Raw genomic sequence first — 19,859 nt, 5'->3', positions numbered from 1 at the left:
TAGACATTCCTTTAACCCGCCCATGAGGTAACGCGTTCATGGGCTTGATTAAAACCTCCGTTGGCTAATCGCTATCTGTCATCCACCGATGCTGTCGAATCGTCTAAATAGATTGTAAACCTGCTTGATGGTAACAAAAAACGTGAGGGTTACCACCATAATAAAGGCTGATACGAACAGCGTTAGTCCATTAAACAATGCATCTAATGCAACAGACGCAAATACGATCATTGGTAAGGCTGCGATCAAAAAATATAGCAATATCTTGGAGTAGAATGTCGCGGGCAACAGCGCAAACGTAAAAATGGATGAATGAATGTAGTCGACAGGTAGGTCGCGCTGGGTAACAAACGAAAATGAGTTTAGCGCCATAATAAAGGTAACGCTTGCGACCACTCCCGTCAGCATGACAAGCAAATACAAGCCAGAGTTTAATGGGCTCGCTAAGAACGGTGAAAAATCTATTTTATTCGAAAACCCGCAAATGACCGCCATGAGTAATGTGCTCCATAGATAATGAACCTGGCACCAGCGGAATAAAATCAGTGTCAGCAGGTTAACTGGTCGCACCAGCAACATGTCAATCCGGCCCTGTGTGAGCTGCCGAAAAAAACCGGCAATAGCGGAACTAAAGAAGCTGGTTAGCAAACCTCCCAGCGTGTATGACATGAAGAAAATGAGTAACCAGTTGGTGTTTATTTCGTCAGTAACAACGAAAGTACTGATGACATCAAAAAAAACAAACTGTAAAGTATAAAGTGTCACTAACGCAAGCGTGCTGCCGAAAAGATTGGTTTTGTATTTGCCCGCTTCTTTTGCCGCGTTTCTGATCAATATGAGTGCGTGCATTTAACCTCCTACTCCCGAGTACCTGTTGCTAGCGAACTTAAAAGCGATCTTGCAGGCCGCCAACATAATCAGAAACCAGGCCGCATAAAGACTTAGAAGTTCTATAAGTAATCCGCTGCTTGGGCGCAGCAAGAATTCTGCTGGACCGCTGATGAGTAATCTAAACGGATTATATCGCATCAAAGGCTGAAGAAACTCCGGCCAATACGACAATGGAAGCAACGTTCCACCAATTACGTTCGCCAAAATAGCTTGGAAACTGAGTGTCATGTCGGGACGAGTTAGCCAAAACGTAGACAGTGACATTAAGAATCCGAGTAGAAAGCAGAACAACAGATTGATCAGGCTCAATACTATGAAGCCTATGGCTCCAGGGCCTATAGAACCTGAAATCATGACGAAAGCAGCGATAATCAATATCGGAACATAATAAAGAATGCTTTCACCCAGAAAAATAAACAGGTTGTACTTAAAGTAGCTTATAGGCTTAATGAAAATACCTTCCAGTTGCCCCTCATGTACATTTGTGGAGACTCTAAAAATCAGATCGTAGGTGTTGTTCAATCGATTGAGCGCTAGCACCGAAACATAATAAAGATATGTTTCCTTTAATGTATATTGCGGAAGCGTTTCTGCGGTGCCTCCGTGGTAAACAAAGCTCCATATGGCGAATTGTATAAAAAATGGTACGCCCGTGGCGATGAGTAGGTCGGTTATCAACATGGACCTGTCTCGATACGCCGAGAGCAATCCTGTTTGAATGAGCTTGTAATAGGCGGTAATGTTCATGATTACTCATCAGACCAGGTTTTGAAAAGATTGACTACGCTATTCTCAAAATCCAATGAAGAGACTTCCAAGTCATAGATGCCCTCCCTGAATAAGCTGAAGATGGCGCTGATTGATGATCGTGGCACTATGTAGGAGGTCTGGTTTGATCCATCATTAAGAATGCTGAACTCTGGAAAGCTTTCAATGGCTTTTTTGAATGCTAGAAGCCCTTTCTCGCTATTAGTTATGTCTTGAGTGCTGACGGTTAGTTTTACATTAGTCCTAAAAGTCCTGCTTAATTCACGCATGGAGCCGTCAAAGCGAATGCGCCCTTTGTCTATGATAATGGCGTCGTCACAACAGGCCTCTATATCGCCGAGGTCATGGCTTGTTAGAAATACCGAAAGGTTATTTGTTTTTCTTTCATGGTTCAGGTATCTACGTATTTCATATTTGGACGTTACGTCCAGACCGACTGTTGGCTCATCGAGGAAAATCAATTTTGGAGAGTGCAAGAGATTAAGGGTTAGCTCGCATTTTACGCGTTCGCCCAAGCTTAAGTTGCGAACGGGTTTGTGAAGGACCTTAACCAGATTCAAGGCATCAGATAGTTCTGAAAGCCGACGCAGATAGTTATTGTCTGGAATACCATAAATTTCTTTATAGGTGTCAAAACTTGTTTTTACTGGTAGATCCCACCAGAGTGATGTTTTATGGCCGAAGACAACTCCTATTTGTTTAAGGAATTTTTTTTCACGAAGACTTGGGTCGCAGCCGAGGACCCTTACCTGTCCGGATGAAGGTTTTTGTATTCCACACAATATCTTGATCAAACTGGATTTTCCCGCTCCGTTTGGTCCAATAAATCCAACGGCGGCGCCATTTTTAATAGCGAGTTCTATCGAGTCCAGTGCCTGAAATAGGTCATATTTTGGTTTTATTAATTGCTTGCTCCATGCCATTAGACCTTTAGTTTCTCTGGCTAGAGAATAATTTTTGCAGACTGACTTCAAGCTAATTAAATCGTTCATAGATAATATAGGTCTGTGCAAGTGTCTGGAGTGTTTAGCAGGTGTGAAGTGTGAGCTACGAATCCATGTGCTCGTGCTCTAGTAATATTCCTTAAGTACGCTGTTGGTTATTTCAAAGTGGCGATTTCCAATATTTTCAATAAATCTTGCATCGTGGGAAACGATTATCGCAGCGGGATTCAGTCGCTGGATTTCGCTTTCCAGTGCCTCTTGGGACTTTATATCCAAGTGGTTTGTAGGTTCGTCCAGAATTAAAAAGTTTGGATTGTTCAAACTCAATGCCAATAGAGCGAGTCGACAGCGCTCGCCGTAGCTGAGTTGCCCAATTTTTTTTTGGGTAGTCAAATAGGAGAATCCCGCAGAGGCGAGTTTATTGATTGCTTGCTGCTGATCAATTTCAAAATTGCTTGAGAAGAACTCCAATGCGCTGGATGCTTTCGGTAATGCAGAGAAGTCTTGATCAAGAATGCCTATTCTTATGGATGGATTGCGCTTTATCTCCGCGACCGTGCCGTCAATAATGGCCTTCAGCAAGGTGCTTTTGCCGGAACCGTTTTTGCCAGAAATAACGATTCGATCGCCTCGATTGATGACAAGCGTTTTTATAAAAAAAAGGAAATGTCCTTGGGTTGAATGTAACTTGAGGTTTTCTATATGGAGGATTTTTTTTACATTTAATTCATCAGTGGTCAATGTAATGTCTTGTTTGCGCAAAATTTTCGCGGTGGGCATGTTGGCTTCAAGACTCTTGACCCTGCGCTCTATTTTTTTTGCCTTTTGAGCAGCATTGTCACTGTGATTGTTTACACCCAGTTGACGTTGAAAATGTGCACTTTTTTTTAATCTTTGAATTTCATTGAATTTGACTGATCTGTATTCGGATAACGCCTGCTCCTGCTCTGAAAGCAGTTTTCTTGCGTGAGTGAAACCGGTTTTGAAGTGAGAAAAACGCTGGTCATGAAGAAAAAGCGTACTCTTCGTAGCTAAATCCAGGAAGTCACGGTTGTGGCTGACTACAGCAAATGTATCTGCAATTTGTTTTTGCCTGAGCAAACGAATCAGGTTGTCTATGTGGGAACGGTCTAAGTGATTTGTTGGTTCATCCAGTAGTAATACATGTGGTTGCAAGATAGCTGCTTCGGCAATCATTACTATTTTTTTCCAACCGCCACTTAGTTGATTGAATGGTAGTGCGCGGTAGCCTTCTGGAAAGTTAAACATTTCAAGAGTGTAGCTGACTTTCCATTGGTCTTTCGTTGCGTCAGATAAACAATTTTCCAATATTTCAACCGCAGTTGACTCGCCCCATTGAGCAGGGTATCCCTGCTCTACGTAGAGACAGCGTAACCCTCGAGCATGTATTATGTCGCCATCATGTTCATCTTGTTGTTTTGCGATGCTACGAAGCAGTGAACTTTTTCCAGCGCCGTTATCTCCAACGATTCCTAGTTGGTCGCCTCTGTTAATGGTCAGGTTCAGATCCGAGAAAAATGTTTTTCCGTGAATGGATAAGGAAGCGTTTATCACCTTGATCAATGACATGTTTAATTAAGTTTCCATTCTCGAACAATGCTTCTGCGTTTGTAGGATTTCTGCATGGGCCACTCATGTACCTCTCGGTGTAGCAGCGTAATTGAATAGCCAAACAAAAGGGAAATTCGATCTCTTAGCTCCTGTAATATTTTCGGCATGCTTTTATGCGGGGCGCCTGAATATTGGGTAATCAACTCTACGGTCTCTGAGTTTTTTTGTAACAGGCGGAAATGCTTCAAGGTCTTGTCAGGTGTAATCAATATGTCATCTATAGCGGCCAACAGAGAAGCGCTTGGTACGACCTCCAGTCCCCGAGTGCGAAAAGTGTCGTCACGTCTGCCATTTATTTCTTCCAAAGAGGTGCATGCACTGCCGCATTCGCAAAGGCTGTTAGAGGTATTTTTCTTGGCCACATCGCCATGATCGAATCGAATCAATGGCATAAGCTCATTATTAAGATCCGTACAGACGACATTACCGAAGCCCCGGTTGTCGGCGTTCACAATTTCCAAATACACACCGTCTTCAATGACGTGATAATTGCCGTGAGTGCATTGGGTCGCGATCATTCCTATTTCTTCGGAGCTGTACTCGTCATACACAGGGAGACCCAGCGCTTTAGAATAATAGTCACGCTCTTGCTGAGTACTGGACTCAGAATTAGTCAAGATAGCTTCCACCCCACTGCTTTTCACATGTTCTTTGTGTTGAAGTATCAAAGGAAGGTAGCTTGGCAGTGTTACAAGTAACCTGGGACGCAGATAGGACAGGTGTTCGCCTAACGGTGTGTCAGATAACAGGTCTGGTAGTTGGAATGTTCTATATTTGCCATGAAGGGATGAGAACGCCAAGCCTACGTGGTGGAGCAGATAGATCCAATCGCTTTCTTGTAACGGAGTTTTCAAGCACGAATTGTAGAAACGGAGCACTTGTAAGTGGTCGAGGATGATGTCGTTATCGTCGCTATATACGGTGAACGGATTTCCACTGGAGCCTGATGTGCGAGAGGTGTTGGCACGCTCAAGGTGTTCAGCGTCGTTGACTATCTTGCTTGGTTCAAAGCTATTGAGGAGGGTCTTGTTTATGATGGGAAGTCGTTCGAAGTCTGCGAAGCTGGAGATGCTTCCAAGTTCGTAGCCGCAGGCGGTATAAAGCTCACGATAGAAAGGGACGCTTGTGTAAGCATTATCAACCAGTTTTTTTATTTTCAGTAACTGGGATTTTCTTATGTCCTCCACGGATTGACGCAAAAAAATGTTCATTTGTTCTGCGTTTTTGGACCAGAGCGCCAAGGCTTTACCTTGAAGCATTTGATTGTCGGTATCTCGGACGGGCACTTGGTTTGCCATTTGTTTTATCGTCGTTAAAATGCCGTGTTCTCGCTTCCAGTCGTAATTTTCTTCCGTCGTGACGATGTTGACCATTTTCCTAGTCTGCCTGTGTTGAGTAGTATTTTAGATTTGGGGGTTTGAAGAAGGCTATTCATATCGAAGCTCTTTTAGAGCCGGGCGCGGAGGTGCATCGGCGATCAGTAAGACATGCCAATGATTAAAGGAGATGTAGCTTTACGCTCAACTCAAACCAGCCTCGACGGGTTGGTCGGAGCCAATAATAATTTTGACCATGTTCTACTCCGTTTTGGGCGGAGGCGAATCTACGGAAAACTAAAAGTATTCGCAAATCGAAAAATATAAAATTTATTTCAGACGCGGTTTGTAACTTTTTTTGATTTGTTGCATGAGATGTCAAGTCTTGCCGAGATTACAAATTTTGTCGGTCTTAATTAGAAACAAAACAAAGGATTTCCTTTTATTTGATAGTCGTCTAGATTTTCTATCTGGGAAAAGTCTGAGTTTTCAAGGAATGATTTCGGAAAAGGGCTTTTTCTGGGGCGGCCAGTAATGGTTTTTGGCTGATTTAATTAATTCAAGGATGAAGGGGTTTTATGGTTAACTTCAATACGCTTCTGCCAGAGATGATAGTCTCTGATATTAAACATAGCTTGAAATTTTACTGCAAGGTGATTGGTTTTAACATTGAGTACGAAAGGCCGGAAAACGGTTTTGCTTTCATTTCATATCATGGAAGTCAATTGATGCTGGAGCAGGGCCGTTCCGATGTATCACCCTGGCGAGTTGAACCGCTTGAAAAACCCTATGGACGCGGGATAAACCTTTCAATCGAATGCCCTGATGTCAACGCTTTGGCGAGAACGCTCGTGCTATCCGGGCATACGTTACGAAAGCCCGTAGAGGAATTTTGGTATAGGGAGAATAAACAGCTTCAAGGAGAGAGCAATTTCCTTGTACAGGATCCAGACGGTTATTTGCTTCGCTTTGCTCAGGATTTAGGCAGCAGGCCTTTGCTACGAGACGAACTTTGAGGTCTGGGTTGCACACCGTTTGCGAATGAGGTCAGCACGCTGCGATTGATTGCCTCAGCCACAGCGGTCTGCTGCTCGACCGCGGCGAGGCTACGGCCCTCGTTGGCCGCCACGGCAAAGCCACGCCCGGCCTCCCCGGCCCGGGCCGCCTCGATGGTCGCGTTGAGGGCCGGCAGGTTGATTGAGCAACGCCTGGTCTGCGGGGCCGTACAAACCTTTTTGGGGGCCGCTTGTACGCTCTCTTGGAGCTTGCCCAGGCGTTCGCTGATGGCTGCCGTCTTTGTTCGCCCCCTAGACCCTGAATCGTCCCACCAACGTCTGCAAGTGCACGCCCAGCCGGGCCAGTTCGGCGCTGGAGGCAGCGGTTTTTTCGCTGGACGATGCAGTTTGCTCTGACACGTCGCGTACGTTCAGCACGCTGCGGTTGATCTCTTCGGCCACGGCGCTCTGCTGTTCGGCCGCGGCCGCGATCTGCTGGTTCATCGATTGGATCGCCGAAACCGTGCGAGTAATGTTCTCCAACGAGCCTCCCGCGCGGCGGGTCAGTTCGACGCTGCTGTCGGTCAGGCTGCGGCTGTTGTCCATGATGGTCGCGACCTGTTCAGTACCGGTTTGCAGGCCCACAATCAGTTCTGCGATTTCTTCAGTGGACTTCTGGGTGCGCTGGGCTAGGCTGCGGACTTCATCGGCGACCACCGCAAACCCACGCCCGGCTTCACCGGCCCGGGCAGCTTCGATGGCGGCGTTGAGGGCCAGCAGGTTGGTTTGCTGGGCGACGGACTTGATCACATCCAGCACACTGCCGATCTTGTCGCTTTCTCGCTTCAGCTCGCCCATGGCGGTGGTGGAATTACCCACTTCGAGTGCCAGGCGTTCGATCTGGGCAATCGCTTCGCCGACGACTTTATCGCCTTCGCGCGCCTGGGCATCGGCGGCGACGGCCGCTTCGGAAGCCTCTTCGGCATTGCTGGCCACTTCCTGCACCGTGGCGGTCATTTCGTGCATGGCGGTGGCGACCTGGTCGGTTTCCGCTTTCTGGCTGTTGACCCCGGCGCTGGTCTGTACGGTAACGGCCGATAGTTGTTCGGCGGCGCTGGCGATTTGCGTGACGCCTTCGCTGATGCCACCGATCAATTGCCGCAGGCCCACGGTCATGTTCTGCATGGCGCGCTGTAGCTGGCCCAGTTCGTCACGGCGCTCGGAAGTGAGGTTGTGGTTCAGGTCGCCGGCAGCCACGCGTTCGGCGATTTTGAGCGTCTGGCCCAGAGGACCGACGATCTGCCGGGTGATGACCAGGGCGGCGATGACACCGAACAACAGGGCCAGTACGGCAGCCGAGACCAGGAAGGTCTTGGCCTCGGCGGCATCACGGTCGCGCACAGCGGTCTGGGAGACCGTCAGTTTTTGGCTGGCGTCGATCAATACGTCGCCTTGCTCTGCCATGCGCTTGAGTGCCGCGGCGTTGTCGATCTGGGAGTCGCGGAACTGGCTGACCGCTGCGCGATAGACATTGATCGAGTCGTTGGCCTGTTGCAGGTTGGCGCCATGTTCCTCGGGCATCTGCTCTGGCAAGCGTGCGAGCAGCTTGAGGACATTGTCGACAGCCTCGAGGGCTGGTTGCTGGGCCTCGCTCTTGCCGCTGTAGGTGTAGCCGCGAACTTGATAGCGTGCTTGCTGGATCGCCTTGCTCAGGGTCACAGCGTTGTTGAACTGGGCGACGCTGTCGCCTTGCAGCAACGACTTCTCTACTTCAGCGACGCGAGCCACGGCATTGTCTGCACTGGCACCGAGTTTGCTGCGGGCATCTTCTCGGCTGGCGGTAGCGCGGGTCATCTCGGCGAAGGCTTTTTTGTACTCGGCCACGGCGGCCAATTGTTTATCGATCAGTGCGGCATCGGCCGGTTGTTCGATCAGTTGGCGGGCGGTTTTCAGCCCGGCGTCGAGTTTGCCAATCAGGTCGTTGACTTGCTGGGGGCCGTTCTCGCCCCGCGAGGTGTCGTAGTTCATGCGTGCCAGGCGCAAGTCCTTGGTCAAATCGTTCAGGCTGGCGATGAACCCCAGCTTGTCGCCACGGCTGATGACGTTACCCAGGCCGGTCCAGCCCGTGAAGGCGATTATCACGGTCAGGAACAGCACCAGGCCGAAGCCGAAACCGAGTTTGCGATTAACGCCTACATTACCTAGCCATCGGAACATGCTGTTACTCCCTGCAGCGCTGAGTTTATGTGCTGGGAGCTATATCGACCGGTTGGAAGGGATCTGTAGAGAATAGATGTCACAGTAGTGGCCGCTTTGCGCCCAAGCGCGAGCAATCTCCGGCCACGGGTTTTAATACCTGCCTTCTGGTTAGACCTTGAAGCGACCTACCAGCGTCTGCAAATGAACCCCCAACCGCGCCAGTTCGGCGCTGGAGGCGGCGGTTTCCTCACTGGAGGAGGCGGTTTGTTCGGAGACATCGCGAACGTTCACGACGCTGCGGTTGATCTCTTCGGCCACGGCGCTCTGCTGCTCGGCGGCGGCGGCGATCTGTTGGTTCATCGACTGGATCGCCGAGACCGTGCGGGTGATGTTTTCCAGTGAGCCACCGGCACGGCGGGTCAGTTCGACGCTGCTGTCGGTCAGGTTGCGGCTGTTGTCCAGGGTGGTCGCGACCTGTTCGGTGCCCGATTGCAGGCCGAGGATCAGTTCTTCGATTTCTTCGGTGGACTTCTGGGTGCGCTGGGCCAGGCTGCGCACCTCGTCGGCCACCACCGCAAAACCACGTCCGGCTTCACCGGCCCGGGCTGCTTCGATGGCGGCGTTGAGGGCCAGCAGGTTGGTTTGCTGGGCGACAGACTTGATCACGTCCAGCACGCTGCCGATCTTGTCGCTCTCGCGCTTGAGATGGCCCATGGCTTCGGTGGAATTGCCCACTTCCTTGGACAGGCGTTCGATCTGGGCGATGGCTTCGCCGACCACTTTTTCGCCTTCGCGAGCCTGCTGGTCAGCGGCAACTGCCGCTTCGGAGGCTTCCTCGGCATTGCGCGCCACTTCCTGCACGGTGGCGGTCATTTCGTGCATGGCAGTGGCGACCTGGTCGGTCTCCGTTTTCTGGCTGTTGACCCCGGCGCTGGTCTGTTCGGTGACGGCCGAGAGCTGTTCGGCGGCGCTGGCGATCTGCGTGACGCCGTCGCTGATACCCCCGATCAGTTGCCGCAGGCTGATCACCATTCGCTGCAGGCTGGCTTGCAATTGGCCCATGTCGTCACGGCGGGTAACCACCAGGTTATGGCTCAGATCGCCCGAGGCGACACGTTCGAGGGCAACCAGGGTCTGTTGCAGAGGCACGACGATCTGGCGGGTAATGATCCATGCGGCCAGCAAGCCAAACGTTAACGCCAGGATGGTGACGATGATCAGCGTTTCTTTCGCTTGAGCCGTCTCTTGGTCACGCTTCTCGATCTGCGAGGCCGTCAGGTTTTTGTTCAGCTCATGCAAGCGGGTGTCTTGGTCAACCATTCTCTTGAGAGCTGAGGCGCTGGCGACCTGCGAATCGCGGAACTGGCTGACCGCGGCACGATAGGCTTTCATGGATTCGGCGGCTTGCTGCAGGTTGGCTGCATGCTGTTCCGGCAGCTTGCCCGGCAAGGTTTCAAGGTTTTTCAGGACGTTTTCGATGGCATCCAGCGCCGGCTGCTCGGCGTCGGCCTTACCGCTGTAGGTGTAGCCGCGAACTTGGTAACGCGCTTGCTGGAGCAGTTTGCTCAGCTCGACCACGTTGTTGAATTGCGGGACGCTGTCGCCTTGTCGCAAGGCATTTTCGACGTCTGCCACCTTGGCCACGGCGTTGTCGGCGTTGGCGCCAAGCTTGGATCGGGCCGATTCGCGGTTCTGCGTCGCTTGGGTCAGGTCGACAAAGGCGCGCTTGTATTCATCCACGTTAGCCAATTGCTGATTGAGCAACTCCTGGTCTGCCGGGCGCACAAATCGTTTGAGGGCCGCTTGGATGCTTTCTTGAAGCTTGCCCAGGAGCTCGTTGACGGCTGTCGGTCCTTGTTCGCCGCGCCGCATCTCGTAGTCGAGACGTGCGACTCGCAAATCCTTGGCGGCCTCGTTGAGGCTGGCGATGGACGCTTGTTTGTCCGAGCGGCTGATCACACTGCTCAGGCTGTTCCAGCCGGCGAAGGTGCTCAGGAGGGTCATGAGCAGGACCAGGCCAAAACCGAAGCCCAGTTTGCGATTGACACTTACGTTTCCCAGCTTATCGGTTAGCCAACTGAACATGCTGATACTCCCTCAAACCTGTTATAGGCCTTATGAAGAGAGTATCGACCATATGACGGGGATCTGTAGAAATCGTCAGGGAGTCTAGCGGTGGAGAGCACAAGCGTTGCAGCCAGCGAGGATGAATCGCCTGTGGTCACGTTGCAAGCTACGAGAATCAGAACAGTCGCGCGAGCAAGGCAGTTACCGCAGTCTCGACCCGCAGGATTCGCTCGCCCAGTTGAACCGGTTGCAGGCCGGCCTTGCCCAGCAGGTCGATCTCGTAGGGAATCCAACCGCCTTCGGGGCCGATGGCCAAGGTCACCGGTTCTGATAGCGCTCGCGGGCAGGGCGGGTGGTTGCCAGGATGGCCGACCAGTCCGAGGGTGCCATCCGCCATGGCCGGCAAGCGGTCTTCGACGAAGGGCTTGAAGCGTTTTTCGATGATGATTTCCGGCAGCACGCTGTCCCGGGCCTGCTCCAGGCCGAGGATCAGTTGCTCGCGAATCGCCTCGGGCTCCAGGAAGGGCGTCTGCCAAAAGCTCTTTTCCACGCGATAACTGTTGACCAGCACCACGCGCGGCACGCCCATGGTGGCGATGGTCTGGAACACGCGACGGAGCATTTTCGGGCGAGGCAAGGCCAGCACCAGGGTCAGCGGCAACTTGGCCGGCGGCGGCTGGTCGAGGGTCACTTGCAGTTCGGCCTCGCGAGCTTCCAGGCGCAGCACCTGGGCGCTGCCCATCAGCCCGCCGATGCGCCCGACCCGCAGGCTGTCGCCAACGGCGCTGCGATGGACTTCCTGCATATGGGTCAACCGGCGATCGCTCAGGATCACCCGGTCAGGCCCAATGAAGTCGGCCTCTTCGAGCAGCAGCAGGTTCACGCTTGGGTCGCTGGCGGCTGGTCGTTGTGGTCGTCGGCCGGTTGTTCTTCCGGCTCTTCGCTGCGCTTGCGCACCAGGGCGCCGAACAGGATGCCGATCTCGAACAACAGCCACATCGGCACGGCCAGCAGGGTCTGGGAGAAGATGTCCGGCGGGGTCAGGATCATGCCGACCACGAAGCAGCCGATGATCACGTAGGGGCGGATCTTCTTCAGGTAGGCCACGTCGACCACGCCGATCCACACCAGCAGCACCACGGCCACGGGGATTTCGAACGCCACGCCGAAGGCGAAGAACAGCGTCATGACGAAATCCAGGTAGCTGCTGATGTCGGTCATCATTTCCACGCCCGCCGGGGTGGCGGCGGCGAAGAATTTGAAGATCAGCGGGAACACCAGGTAATAGGCGAAGGCCATGCCGGTGTAGAACAACAGGATGCTGGACACCAACAGCGGCACGGCGATGCGTTTTTCGTGCTTGTACAGGCCCGGTGCGATGAAGCCCCAGATCTGGTGCAGGATCACCGGGATCGCCAGGAACAGCGAGACCATCATCGTCAGCTTCAGCGGTGTCAGGAACGGCGACGACACGTCGGTGGCGATCATTGTCGCCCCTACCGGCAGGTACTGGCGCAGCGGCGTGGAGACGAAGGTGTAGATCTGCTGGGTGAAAGAAAACAGCCCGGCGAAGATGATGAAAACCGCCGCGACGCAACGCAGCAGGCGGGTGCGCAACTCGGTGAGGTGCGATACCAGCGGCATCGGCTGGTCGTTTTCAGGGATATCGCTCATGGGGCTCGCGGCGGCAAAGTAGGGTCGTTAGGCGCAGGGACAGCAGGGGGCGCTGTATCCGTTACCGTCGGTGTCACTGGCGCCGGTTCAGCCACCGGAGCGCCACCTTCTGGTGCTTGGGAAGCCGCCGTCGGCTCGGTCACAGGCTGAACTGGCGTCGGTTCCTGCTGGGTGGGCGTGAAGATTTTCCGCGCCTCCTGCTCAAGGGACAGAATGTGTTCGTTGTGCAGTTGCCGACGGATGTCGTCGGCACCGATTTCACGTTCAACTTCCTGTTTGATCGCATTGAAGCTGCGCTTCAGGCGGCCGATCCACAGGCCGGCGGTGCGCGCAGCCCCCGGCAGACGCTCGGGGCCCAGTACCAGCAGGGCGACGAGGCCGACGAGCAGCAGTTCAGTGAAGCTGATCCCAAACATTAGTCAGTGCTCACGAGTCTTTGCGGACGGGCTCTTCGACTTTCTGTGCCTGCACGTCGATGGTGTGCGGTGCGTTCACAGGCTGGCTGGCCTGGGGGTGTACCGGTTGGGTCGGCTGCGCCGGTTGGCCAGCAGCCGCCGACGGGTCGGCCGGTTTTTCGTCGTCGTTCATGGCCTTGCGAAAGCCCTTGATCGACTCGCCGACATCGGTGCCGAGGTTTTTCAGTTTCTTGGTACCGAACACCAGCACCACGACGACCAGGATGACGATCCAGTGTTTCCAGTCAAAAATACCCATGGAGCTATTCCTCTCAAAAGTTGATCAGGCGGACGGGCGCGAGGCTTTCTCGACGTGCCCGGACAGACCGAAGCGACGGTCCAGTTCATCCAGTACGGCCTGCGGATGCTGCCCCAGTTGGGCCAGCATGACCAGGCTGTGGAACCACAGGTCGGCGGTCTCATAGATCACGTCGCTGCAATCGCCACTGATGGCGGCGTCCTTGGCGGCGATGATGGTCTCGACCGACTCTTCGCCGACTTTCTCCAGAATCTTGTTCAAGCCCTTGTGGTACAGGCTGGCGACATAGGAACTGTCGGCCGCGGCGCCCTTGCGCTCTTCCAGCACCTGGGCCAGGCGGGTCAGGGTGTCACTCATGCGTATGTCCTGAATAAATGGCGTGCGGGTCCTTGAGCACCGGGTCGACGATTTTCCAGTCGCCGTTCTCGAAGACGCGATAGAAGCAGCTTTGACGGCCGGTGTGGCAGGCAATCTCACCGACTTGCTCGACCATCAGGATGATGACGTCGCCGTCGCAGTCCAGGCGCATTTCATGCAGGTGCTGCACGTGCCCGGACTCTTCACCTTTGCGCCACAGCTTGCCACGGGAACGTGACCAATAGATGGCGCGGTTCTCGGCGGCGGTCAGGGCCAGCGCTTCGCGGTTCATCCAGGCCATCATCAGCACACGCCCGGTCTTGTGATCCTGGGCGATGGCCGGCACCAGGCCGTCAGCGTCCCATTTGATCTCGTCCTGCCAGTTTTTCATCTTTGACTCCGACCATGGGCCGCGCACCTGACGTAGGCGGGCCCAGCGTTGAAACAGTGTGCCAGCGCGAACCGGTGCTGGCTATCGGCGAACGACCAGATACAGACCGACCACCATCATGATACCGGCGGGCCAGTGACCCAGCTGGCTCAGCGGCCCGCCGGTCGCCAGCACCGCGCCGCCACCCAGGTGAGCCGCGCCCAGCAGGCGCAACAGCCAATCGTCCTTGCGTCGTTGCCACGGTGGCGCCGGGTCGTGGGCGTGGGGTTGGGACATGCGTTCGAGCAGGTCGCGGGTCATGTTGGCCAGGTGCGGGAGCTGCTCGAACTGGCTTTGCACGTTGCCCAGCAAGGTTCTGGGGCTGACGCGCTCGCGCATCCAGCGTTCGAGGAATGGCTGGGCGGTATTCCACAAGTCGAGGTCCGGGTACAACTGGCGGCCGAGGCCTTCGATGTTCAACAGGGTTTTCTGCAACAGCACCAACTGTGGCTGGACTTCCATGTTGAAGCGTCGCGCCGTCTGGAACAGGCGCATCAGTACCTGGCCAAAGGAAATGTCTTTTAACGGTTTTTCGAAGATCGGTTCGCACACGGTACGGATCGCCGCTTCGAATTCGTTGAGCTTGGTCTCGGCCGGCACCCAGCCCGAATCGATGTGCAGCTGGGCGACGCGACGGTAGTCACGCTTGAAGAAGGCGAACAGGTTGCGCGCCAGGTAGTCCTGGTCTTCAGGGGTCAGGCTACCGACGATGCCGCAGTCGATGGCAATGTACTGCGGGCTCCACGGTTGCACCGTGCTGACGAAGATGTTGCCTGGGTGCATGTCGGCGTGGAAGAAGCTGTCGCGAAACACCTGGGTGAAGAAGATTTCCACGCCGCGTTCGGCGAGCATCTTCATGTCGGTGCGCTGGTCGGCCAGGGTCGCCAGGTCGGTGACCTGGATGCCGTAGATGCGCTCCATCACCAATACTTTCGGCCGGCACCAGTCCCAATAGACTTGCGGCACATAGAGCAGCGGCGAGCCTTCGAAGTTGCGACGCAACTGGCTGGCGTTGGCGGCCTCTCGCAGCAGGTCAAGTTCATCGTAGATGGTTTTTTCGTAGTCCTGGACCACGTCCACCGGGTGCAGCAGGCGGGCATCGGCCGACAGCCGCTCGGCGGCGCGGGCGAGGATGAACAGCCACGCCAGATCCTGGGCAATGATCGGCTTGAGGCCCGGGCGGATTACCTTGACCACCACTTCCTCGCCGCTCTTGAGTTGTGCGGCGTGAACCTGGGCGACGGAGGCCGAGGCCAGGGGTTCGACGTCAAAACGGCTGAAGACTTCGCTGATCTTCTTGCCCAGTTGTTCCTCGATCAGCGCCACCGACACCTTGGAATCGAACGGCGGCACGCGGTCTTGCAGGCGCATCAGTTCATCGGCGATATCTTCGGGCAACAGGTCGCGACGGGTCGAAAGGATCTGCCCGAACTTGATGAAAATCGGCCCCAGGTCCTGCAATGCCAGGCGCAAGCGCGCACCGCGACTCAGGTCCAGCGTTCGCCGGGGAAACCAGCGCCACGGCAGCACGAAGCGCAGGGCCAGGAGAAACCAGGGCAGCGGCAGGGCGAACAGCAGGTCATCGAGGCGGTAGCGGATCACGACGCGCTGGATGCGCAACAAACGGCGGACGGCAAGCAGCTTCATGCGTTATCGCTTGGTTTCAAGGGATCGGGAAAGGCGCTCGAAACGCGCCTCGAGACGTTCCAGGTCAAGTTTGATCTGGTCCAGTTCATTAAAACGGGCTTGTGCTTCGCGTTGGCCTACGAGGGTACGCGATTCTTCAGCCAGGTATTCACTCAGATTCTGCCCCAGGCTGGCGAACCCTTGCCGATACCAGCGGCTGCGGCTGCGCAAATGGCCGCTGAGCAATTGGGTCGCCACCGGACCGATCCAGCGAGACACTTCGTATTCCCAGTCCAGCTCCAGGTCCTGGAGAATCGCCGCCAGCTCCAGCAGCACGCCGCTGTCGCCGTCGAGCTCCACGTCGGGGCTGTGCAGCACCGCGGTCTTGTCCTTGCCCAGGGCCAGGTTCAGCAGGCTCGACGCCGGTGCGCGCAGCGTGCAGTCGGCCTCGGCCTCCCAGTGCGCAGCGAGCATCAGGCCTTCGTCGCTGGGCAGGATGAACAACCGCAACGCCGGGCTGCGGCAGTCCACGGCAATCACCTTGCCGCTCAAGTGCGCCAGGCGCGCAAGTGCGGTGCTGTCCAGGCGCAGTACCCGGTTGATACCGAGTTCGACGCTGGCGAGCAGGCCGATGAGCAGCATCAGGGCTTGATGCCGCGATGCAGGGCGACAATGCCTGCGGTCATGTTGTGGTAGGTCACGCGGTCGAAACCGGCCTCGACCATCATCGACTTCAGGGTTTCCTGGTTCGGGTGCATGCGGATCGATTCGGCCAGGTAGCGATAGCTTTCCGAGTCGTTGGTGATCAGCTTGCCCATCAGCGGCATGAAGGCGAACGAGTAGGCGTCATAGGCCTTGGACATCAGCGCGTTGGTCGGCTTGGAGAACTCCAGCACCAGCAGGCGGCCACCGGGCTTGAGCACGCGCAGCATCGAGCGCAGGGCATCTTCCTTGTGGGTGACGTTGCGCAGGCCGAAGGCGATGGTTACGCAGTCGAAATGGTTGTCGGGGAACGGCAGCTTTTCAGCGTCGGCCTGGACGAACTCGACGTTGCCGGCCACACCCAGGTCCAGCAGGCGGTCGCGACCGACCTTGAGCATGGATTCGTTGATGTCGGCCAGGACGACTTGGCCAGTCGGCCCGACGATGTGGGAAAACTTCTTCGTCAGGTCGCCCGTGCCGCCGGCGATGTCCAGTACGCGATTACCACTGCGCACGCCCGACAGTTCGATCGCGAAACGCTTCCACAGGCGGTGCATGCCGCCCGAGAGCAGGTCGTTCATCAAGTCATACTTGGCGGCTACGGAGTGGAAAACCTCAGCGACTTTTTCCGCTTTCTGGCTTTCCGGCACGTTCTTGAAGCCGAAGTGAGTGGTGGGTTCGGCATCGCTGCCTTTGCGCTGATCAGTCATATCGCGGTCACCAAAAAAGAATGCGGGACATTCTAATCCCGGTGGAGGGCTTTGTCTTGGCAAGGCTGAAGGTAAGATGGGCGACCGCCGGGACGTTTTGACGCAGGCAGGGTCTGAAACGTTCAGGCAAGTCCCGATAAAACAGGAGTCACCCGATGGCCCGTATAACGGTTGAGCGTGCCCATGGCCTGGGCAAGGAAGCGGCACGAGAGAAAGCCGACAAGCTGGCGCAGAAGTTGTCCGACAGCTATGGCCTGGAGCCGCAGTGGGAGGGCGACACCCTGAAACTCAAGCGTTCCGGGGTCAAGGGCGAAGTGCATGTTGGCGAGGACTCGATCCGCGTCGATGTGGAGCTGGGCATGTTGATGTCGGCCATGAGCGGCACGATCAAGACGGAAATTGAAAAGGCGCTGGATAAAGCGTTGGCTTGATCGACGAAAGAAGGGAAGTACAGCACTCAAGATCACCACCTTTCCTTGTGGGAGCGACTTTGCTCGTGATTACGCAGTATCAGTCAACGTCGATGTGACTGATCCAATGCAATCGCGAGCAACAAGCTCCCACAGGGAAAGTCATCGCCCTCAGGTTTGTGTCAGTTGTTAGGGTGCCCTTTCTAATTATTGTCACTACTTTGTGCCTGAGCCCGACCGTGTGCGGGCAGTTCCTCAAACCATTTTCGAGTGAGGTGCACCATGGCCAAAGTTATTCTGAAGAAAAAAACCGACGTTGAATCTTCCACGCTCAGCGACGTGAAAACGTACGCGCGCAAGATCTGGCTGGCGGGCCTGGGCGCCTACACGAAGGTCGGCCAGGAAGGCAGCGAGTACTTTCAGGAGTTGGTAAAGGCTGGCGAAGTTATTGAAACCAAAGGCAAAAAGAAAATTGCCGGAAAACTTGAAGCGGCCAACAGCGAATTGATTGAAGCCAAGAGCGACGTCAATACTTTCAAGGCCCGGGTTGAAGTACAACTCGATAAAGTCGAGAAGGTATTCGATGCCCGTGTTGCAAGTGCCTTGAATCGTATCGGCATTCCGTCTAAACATGACGTTGAGACACTCTCTGCTAAGCTCGATGAGCTGACAGCATTGCTCGAACGTGTCGCGCGTAAACATTAAGGAGAACGGGATGGCTGGCAAAAAAATCACAGAAAAAGAGGGCAGCTCGTGGGCCGGGAAAATTGAAAAGTATTCCCGCAAAATCTGGCTTGCTGGTTTAGGCGTGTACTCGAAGATCGACACTGACGGCAGCAAGCTCTTCGAGTCCCTGGTTAAGGACGGCGAAAAGGCCGAAAAACTCACCAAGACGGCCGTCGGCAAACAAGTCGATGCAGCCAAGGGCTCTGCCGAGTCCGCCAAATCGCGAATCGGTGGCGTGAAGGATCGTGCGCTGGGCAAATGGGACGAACTGGAGGGGGCTTTCGACAAGCGCCTGAACAGTGCGATCTCGCGCCTGGGTGTGCCGAGCCGTAATGAAGTCAAGGCACTGCACAGCAAGGTCGACACCCTGACCAAGCAGATCGAAAAACTCACCGGCGCCAAAGTCGCACCTGTGGCGACCAAGACTGCAGCGGCCAAGCCGGCCGCTAAAACGGCGGCCAAGCCTCTGGTCAAGGCGGCGGCAAAAACCGCCGCCAAACCTGCGGCGAAAGCAGCAGCCAAGCCCGCGGCTAAAACTGCTGCGGCCAAGCCTGCTGCCAAGGCGGCGGCCAAACCGGTAGCGGCCAAAGCGGCAGCCAAGCCTGCGGCCAAACCCGCGGCTAAAACGGCAGCGGCCAAACCAGCAGCGAAACCCGCCGCCAAGCCTGCGGCAAAAGCGGCCAAACCTGCTGCGGCGAAAAAACCGGCCGTGAAAAAACCGGCCGCGCCGAAAGCCGCTGCACCGAAGGCGCCAACCGCGGCCGCCAAACCGGCGACCCCGACGAGCACGGCGAACTCCGCCGCCGCTCCGACCCCGGTCGCCACGCCAACTCCGGCGCCGGCTCCAACGACGCCTCCCACCCAGTCCTGATTCTGCGGGACATGCAAAAACGCCCGGCCTGTGTAGGCCGGGCGCTCGTTCCCACGCTCCCGCGTGGGAATGCCTCCAGGGACGCTCTGCGTTCCGCTGTTTGAGACGCGGAGCGTCCCGGGCTGCATCCCCAGCAAAGCGTAGGGACGAGCGTCACACTGGCGTTACTCGTGTTCTTCCAGGTAGCGCAACGCCAGTTGCTCAGTCGCCACCTTGGTCGCGGGTGGCAGGTGCGGGGCCACCAGCATCATGATCTGGTAGACCACCAACCGAACCTCGCCTTCACGGTTGAGGATCCGCTGGTAGTCCAGAGAGAACAGCAAGGTCATGGTGATCTGCTCCACCAGTTGCCCCAAAGCCTGGGTATCGCTGATCAGCAAACCCTGGGCCTTGAGCTGCGCCAGCAGTGAGGCGAGGGTGCGCTTCAGGGCATTGAGCAACTGGCGGATACCCTTGGCCAGCTTCGGCAGGCGCCCGGCCAGGTTCGACAGGTCCTGGAACAGAAAGCGGTACTGGGCCAGGCGCTCGACGATCAAGTGCAGGAACAGCCAGTAGTCTTCCGGCGCCAACTGCACGTCCGCCGGAGGGTCCAGCAGCGGCGCCAGTTCGCCCTGGAATCGCTCGAATAGCCCGAGGATCAGCGGTTCCTTGCCATGAAAGTGGTAATAGAGGTTGCCCGGGCTGATGCCCATTTCGTTGGCAACTTCCATGGTGGAGACGTTCGGCTCGCCCTTTTCGTTGAACAATTGCAGGGCACATTCAAGGATGCGGTCGCGGGTTTTCATCCGGTCTTCTTAATGATCAAGTCATGCCACGGCCAATCGCCT

The 19,859-nt window shown here is 55.4% G+C and carries 21 protein-coding genes and 3 pseudogenes; 4 read left to right on the top strand and 20 right to left on the bottom strand.

The genetic code is table 11. From position 1 onward, the window contains the following. Positions 1-78: 78 nt before the first annotated feature. The 5 genes from BT116_RS14780 to BT116_RS14760 form a co-directional block, all read right to left on the bottom strand. Positions 79-849, bottom strand: a complete 771-nt coding sequence (locus BT116_RS14780; protein WP_072345024.1) for an ABC-2 family transporter protein — start codon at positions 847-849, stop codon at positions 79-81. Beyond that, entirely contained in the window at positions 850-1,638 is a 789-nt protein-coding gene (locus BT116_RS14775; protein WP_072345021.1) for an ABC-2 family transporter protein, read from the bottom strand. Between the two features lie 2 nt (positions 1,639-1,640). Continuing rightward, positions 1,641-2,651, bottom strand: a complete 1,011-nt coding sequence (locus BT116_RS14770; RefSeq protein ID WP_072345018.1) for an ABC transporter ATP-binding protein — start codon at positions 2,649-2,651, stop codon at positions 1,641-1,643. A 78-nt stretch (positions 2,652-2,729) separates the two neighbouring features. Further along, positions 2,730-4,193, bottom strand: coding sequence for an ATP-binding cassette domain-containing protein (locus BT116_RS14765; RefSeq protein WP_072345015.1), 1,464 nt, complete (start codon positions 4,191-4,193; stop codon positions 2,730-2,732). Between the two features lie 2 nt (positions 4,194-4,195). After that, entirely contained in the window at positions 4,196-5,608 is a 1,413-nt protein-coding gene (locus BT116_RS14760) for a phenylacetate--CoA ligase family protein (protein WP_072345013.1), read from the bottom strand. Between the two features lie 521 nt (positions 5,609-6,129). Between BT116_RS14760 and BT116_RS14755 the strand changes: the two genes are divergently transcribed. Next, positions 6,130-6,567 carry a VOC family protein gene (locus tag BT116_RS14755; protein WP_072345010.1) on the top strand — a complete coding sequence of 146 codons (438 nt, stop codon included), beginning with the start codon at positions 6,130-6,132 and terminating at the stop codon, positions 6,565-6,567. On the opposite strand, the gene BT116_RS31585 is transcribed toward BT116_RS14755, so the two are convergent. The 14 genes and pseudogenes from BT116_RS31585 to ubiE all read right to left on the bottom strand — a co-directional run bounded on the left by BT116_RS31585 (position 6,525) and on the right by ubiE (position 17,025). Further along, the gene (locus BT116_RS31585) at positions 6,525-6,743 is read right to left on the bottom strand and encodes a methyl-accepting chemotaxis protein (protein ID WP_305883128.1); all 219 of its coding nucleotides are present in this window, start codon (positions 6,741-6,743) and stop codon (positions 6,525-6,527) included. The genes BT116_RS14755 and BT116_RS31585 overlap by 43 nt on opposite strands. Before the next feature lie 115 nt (positions 6,744-6,858). Beyond that, positions 6,859-7,563 (bottom strand): methyl-accepting chemotaxis protein, encoded by a 705-nt coding sequence (locus tag BT116_RS31840; protein ID WP_256572576.1) that lies wholly within the window; start codon positions 7,561-7,563, stop codon positions 6,859-6,861. A gap of 201 nt (positions 7,564-7,764) precedes the next feature. Then, positions 7,765-8,763 (bottom strand): annotated as a pseudogene (locus BT116_RS31835) (methyl-accepting chemotaxis protein); the annotation flags it as partial. 150 nt (positions 8,764-8,913) lie between these two features. Continuing rightward, entirely contained in the window at positions 8,914-9,618 is a 705-nt protein-coding gene (locus BT116_RS31830; RefSeq protein ID WP_371856174.1) for a methyl-accepting chemotaxis protein, read from the bottom strand. A 198-nt stretch (positions 9,619-9,816) separates the two neighbouring features. Continuing rightward, positions 9,817-10,749 (bottom strand): annotated as a pseudogene (locus BT116_RS31825) (methyl-accepting chemotaxis protein); the annotation flags it as partial. Between the two features lie 238 nt (positions 10,750-10,987). After that, positions 10,988-11,695 carry a 16S rRNA (uracil(1498)-N(3))-methyltransferase gene (locus tag BT116_RS14735; protein ID WP_072345003.1) on the bottom strand — a complete coding sequence of 236 codons (708 nt, stop codon included), beginning with the start codon at positions 11,693-11,695 and terminating at the stop codon, positions 10,988-10,990. Further along, positions 11,692-12,486 (bottom strand): twin-arginine translocase subunit TatC, encoded by a 795-nt coding sequence (gene tatC, locus BT116_RS14730; RefSeq protein WP_072345000.1) that lies wholly within the window; start codon positions 12,484-12,486, stop codon positions 11,692-11,694. Before tatC ends, BT116_RS14735 begins: the two co-directional genes overlap by 4 nt. Beyond that, complete coding sequence (gene tatB / locus BT116_RS14725; RefSeq protein ID WP_072344997.1) at positions 12,483-12,902, bottom strand: Sec-independent protein translocase protein TatB; 420 nt, start codon at positions 12,900-12,902, stop codon at positions 12,483-12,485. Before tatB ends, tatC begins: the two co-directional genes overlap by 4 nt. A gap of 10 nt (positions 12,903-12,912) precedes the next feature. Continuing rightward, entirely contained in the window at positions 12,913-13,200 is a 288-nt protein-coding gene (locus BT116_RS14720) for a twin-arginine translocase TatA/TatE family subunit (protein WP_072344995.1), read from the bottom strand. Positions 13,201-13,224: 24 nt separating this feature from the next. Further along, on the bottom strand, positions 13,225-13,557 hold the full coding sequence (locus BT116_RS14715; RefSeq protein WP_003186671.1) for a phosphoribosyl-ATP diphosphatase: 333 nt from the start codon (positions 13,555-13,557) through the stop codon (positions 13,225-13,227). Beyond that, positions 13,550-13,948 carry a phosphoribosyl-AMP cyclohydrolase gene (gene hisI, locus BT116_RS14710; protein ID WP_063323322.1) on the bottom strand — a complete coding sequence of 133 codons (399 nt, stop codon included), beginning with the start codon at positions 13,946-13,948 and terminating at the stop codon, positions 13,550-13,552. The genes BT116_RS14715 and hisI overlap by 8 nt, the downstream gene beginning before the upstream one ends. Positions 13,949-14,029: 81 nt before the next feature. Next, positions 14,030-15,634 carry a ubiquinone biosynthesis regulatory protein kinase UbiB gene (gene ubiB, locus BT116_RS14705; protein WP_072344992.1) on the bottom strand — a complete coding sequence of 535 codons (1,605 nt, stop codon included), beginning with the start codon at positions 15,632-15,634 and terminating at the stop codon, positions 14,030-14,032. Next, positions 15,631-16,255: pseudogene (locus BT116_RS14700) on the bottom strand (SCP2 domain-containing protein). The gene ubiB and the pseudogene BT116_RS14700 overlap by 4 nt, the downstream one beginning before the upstream one ends. Next, entirely contained in the window at positions 16,255-17,025 is a 771-nt protein-coding gene (ubiE, locus tag BT116_RS14695; RefSeq protein ID WP_003196937.1) for a bifunctional demethylmenaquinone methyltransferase/2-methoxy-6-polyprenyl-1,4-benzoquinol methylase UbiE, read from the bottom strand. Before ubiE ends, BT116_RS14700 begins: the two are co-directional and overlap by 1 nt. Positions 17,026-17,180: 155 nt before the next feature. Here ubiE and BT116_RS14690 point away from each other — a divergent pair, with 155 nt between their 5' ends. From BT116_RS14690 to BT116_RS14680, 3 genes are all read left to right on the top strand, one after another. Then, positions 17,181-17,456 (top strand): polyhydroxyalkanoic acid system family protein, encoded by a 276-nt coding sequence (locus BT116_RS14690; protein WP_063323320.1) that lies wholly within the window; start codon positions 17,181-17,183, stop codon positions 17,454-17,456. 261 nt (positions 17,457-17,717) lie between these two features. After that, positions 17,718-18,140, top strand: a complete 423-nt coding sequence (locus tag BT116_RS14685; protein ID WP_003196940.1) for a phasin family protein — start codon at positions 17,718-17,720, stop codon at positions 18,138-18,140. A 10-nt stretch (positions 18,141-18,150) separates the two neighbouring features. After that, positions 18,151-19,032: a phasin family protein gene (locus tag BT116_RS14680; RefSeq protein ID WP_072344989.1), complete on the top strand. Its 882-nt coding sequence runs from the start codon at positions 18,151-18,153 to the stop codon at positions 19,030-19,032. A 164-nt stretch (positions 19,033-19,196) separates the two neighbouring features. Here the strand turns inward: BT116_RS14680 and BT116_RS14675 are convergent, their stop codons facing one another. Continuing rightward, positions 19,197-19,817 (bottom strand): TetR/AcrR family transcriptional regulator, encoded by a 621-nt coding sequence (locus BT116_RS14675; RefSeq protein ID WP_072344986.1) that lies wholly within the window; start codon positions 19,815-19,817, stop codon positions 19,197-19,199. Positions 19,818-19,859: the final 42 nt, after the last annotated feature.

It is taken from the genome of Pseudomonas sp. NFACC16-2 (genome assembly GCF_900119205.1).
Classification (GTDB): domain Bacteria; phylum Pseudomonadota; class Gammaproteobacteria; order Pseudomonadales; family Pseudomonadaceae; genus Aquipseudomonas; species Aquipseudomonas fluorescens_Q.
Note: the sequence above shows the minus strand (reverse complement) of the source record. Positions and strands in the feature narration are given on the sequence as shown.

Bases quoted from the DNA above. Each gene is read 5' to 3' on its own strand.
- BT116_RS14685 (WP_003196940.1), top strand. From the start codon at position 17,718: ATGGCCAAAGTTATTCTGAAGAAAAAAACCGACGTTGAATCTTCCACG.
- tatC (WP_072345000.1), bottom strand. From the start codon at position 12,486: ATGAGCGATATCCCTGAAAACGACCAGCCGATGCCGCTGGTATCGCAC.
- BT116_RS14775 (WP_072345021.1), bottom strand. From the start codon at position 1,638: ATGAACATTACCGCCTATTACAAGCTCATTCAAACAGGATTGCTCTCG.
- BT116_RS14780 (WP_072345024.1), bottom strand. From the start codon at position 849: ATGCACGCACTCATATTGATCAGAAACGCGGCAAAAGAAGCGGGCAAA.
- BT116_RS14675 (WP_072344986.1), bottom strand. From the start codon at position 19,817: ATGAAAACCCGCGACCGCATCCTTGAATGTGCCCTGCAATTGTTCAAC.
- BT116_RS14720 (WP_072344995.1), bottom strand. From the start codon at position 13,200: ATGGGTATTTTTGACTGGAAACACTGGATCGTCATCCTGGTCGTCGTG.
- BT116_RS14760 (WP_072345013.1), bottom strand. From the start codon at position 5,608: ATGGTCAACATCGTCACGACGGAAGAAAATTACGACTGGAAGCGAGAA.
- ubiE (WP_003196937.1), bottom strand. From the start codon at position 17,025: ATGACTGATCAGCGCAAAGGCAGCGATGCCGAACCCACCACTCACTTC.
- tatB (WP_072344997.1), bottom strand. From the start codon at position 12,902: ATGTTTGGGATCAGCTTCACTGAACTGCTGCTCGTCGGCCTCGTCGCC.
- BT116_RS14690 (WP_063323320.1), top strand. From the start codon at position 17,181: ATGGCCCGTATAACGGTTGAGCGTGCCCATGGCCTGGGCAAGGAAGCG.
- BT116_RS14765 (WP_072345015.1), bottom strand. From the start codon at position 4,193: ATGTCATTGATCAAGGTGATAAACGCTTCCTTATCCATTCACGGAAAA.
- BT116_RS14715 (WP_003186671.1), bottom strand. From the start codon at position 13,557: ATGAGTGACACCCTGACCCGCCTGGCCCAGGTGCTGGAAGAGCGCAAG.
- BT116_RS14770 (WP_072345018.1), bottom strand. From the start codon at position 2,651: ATGAACGATTTAATTAGCTTGAAGTCAGTCTGCAAAAATTATTCTCTA.
- BT116_RS31830 (WP_371856174.1), bottom strand. From the start codon at position 9,618: ATGACCGCCACCGTGCAGGAAGTGGCGCGCAATGCCGAGGAAGCCTCC.
- BT116_RS31840 (WP_256572576.1), bottom strand. From the start codon at position 7,563: ATGACCGCCACGGTGCAGGAAGTGGCCAGCAATGCCGAAGAGGCTTCC.
- hisI (WP_063323322.1), bottom strand. From the start codon at position 13,948: ATGAAAAACTGGCAGGACGAGATCAAATGGGACGCTGACGGCCTGGTG.
- BT116_RS14755 (WP_072345010.1), top strand. From the start codon at position 6,130: ATGGTTAACTTCAATACGCTTCTGCCAGAGATGATAGTCTCTGATATT.
- BT116_RS14680 (WP_072344989.1), top strand. From the start codon at position 18,151: ATGGCTGGCAAAAAAATCACAGAAAAAGAGGGCAGCTCGTGGGCCGGG.
- ubiB (WP_072344992.1), bottom strand. From the start codon at position 15,634: ATGAAGCTGCTTGCCGTCCGCCGTTTGTTGCGCATCCAGCGCGTCGTG.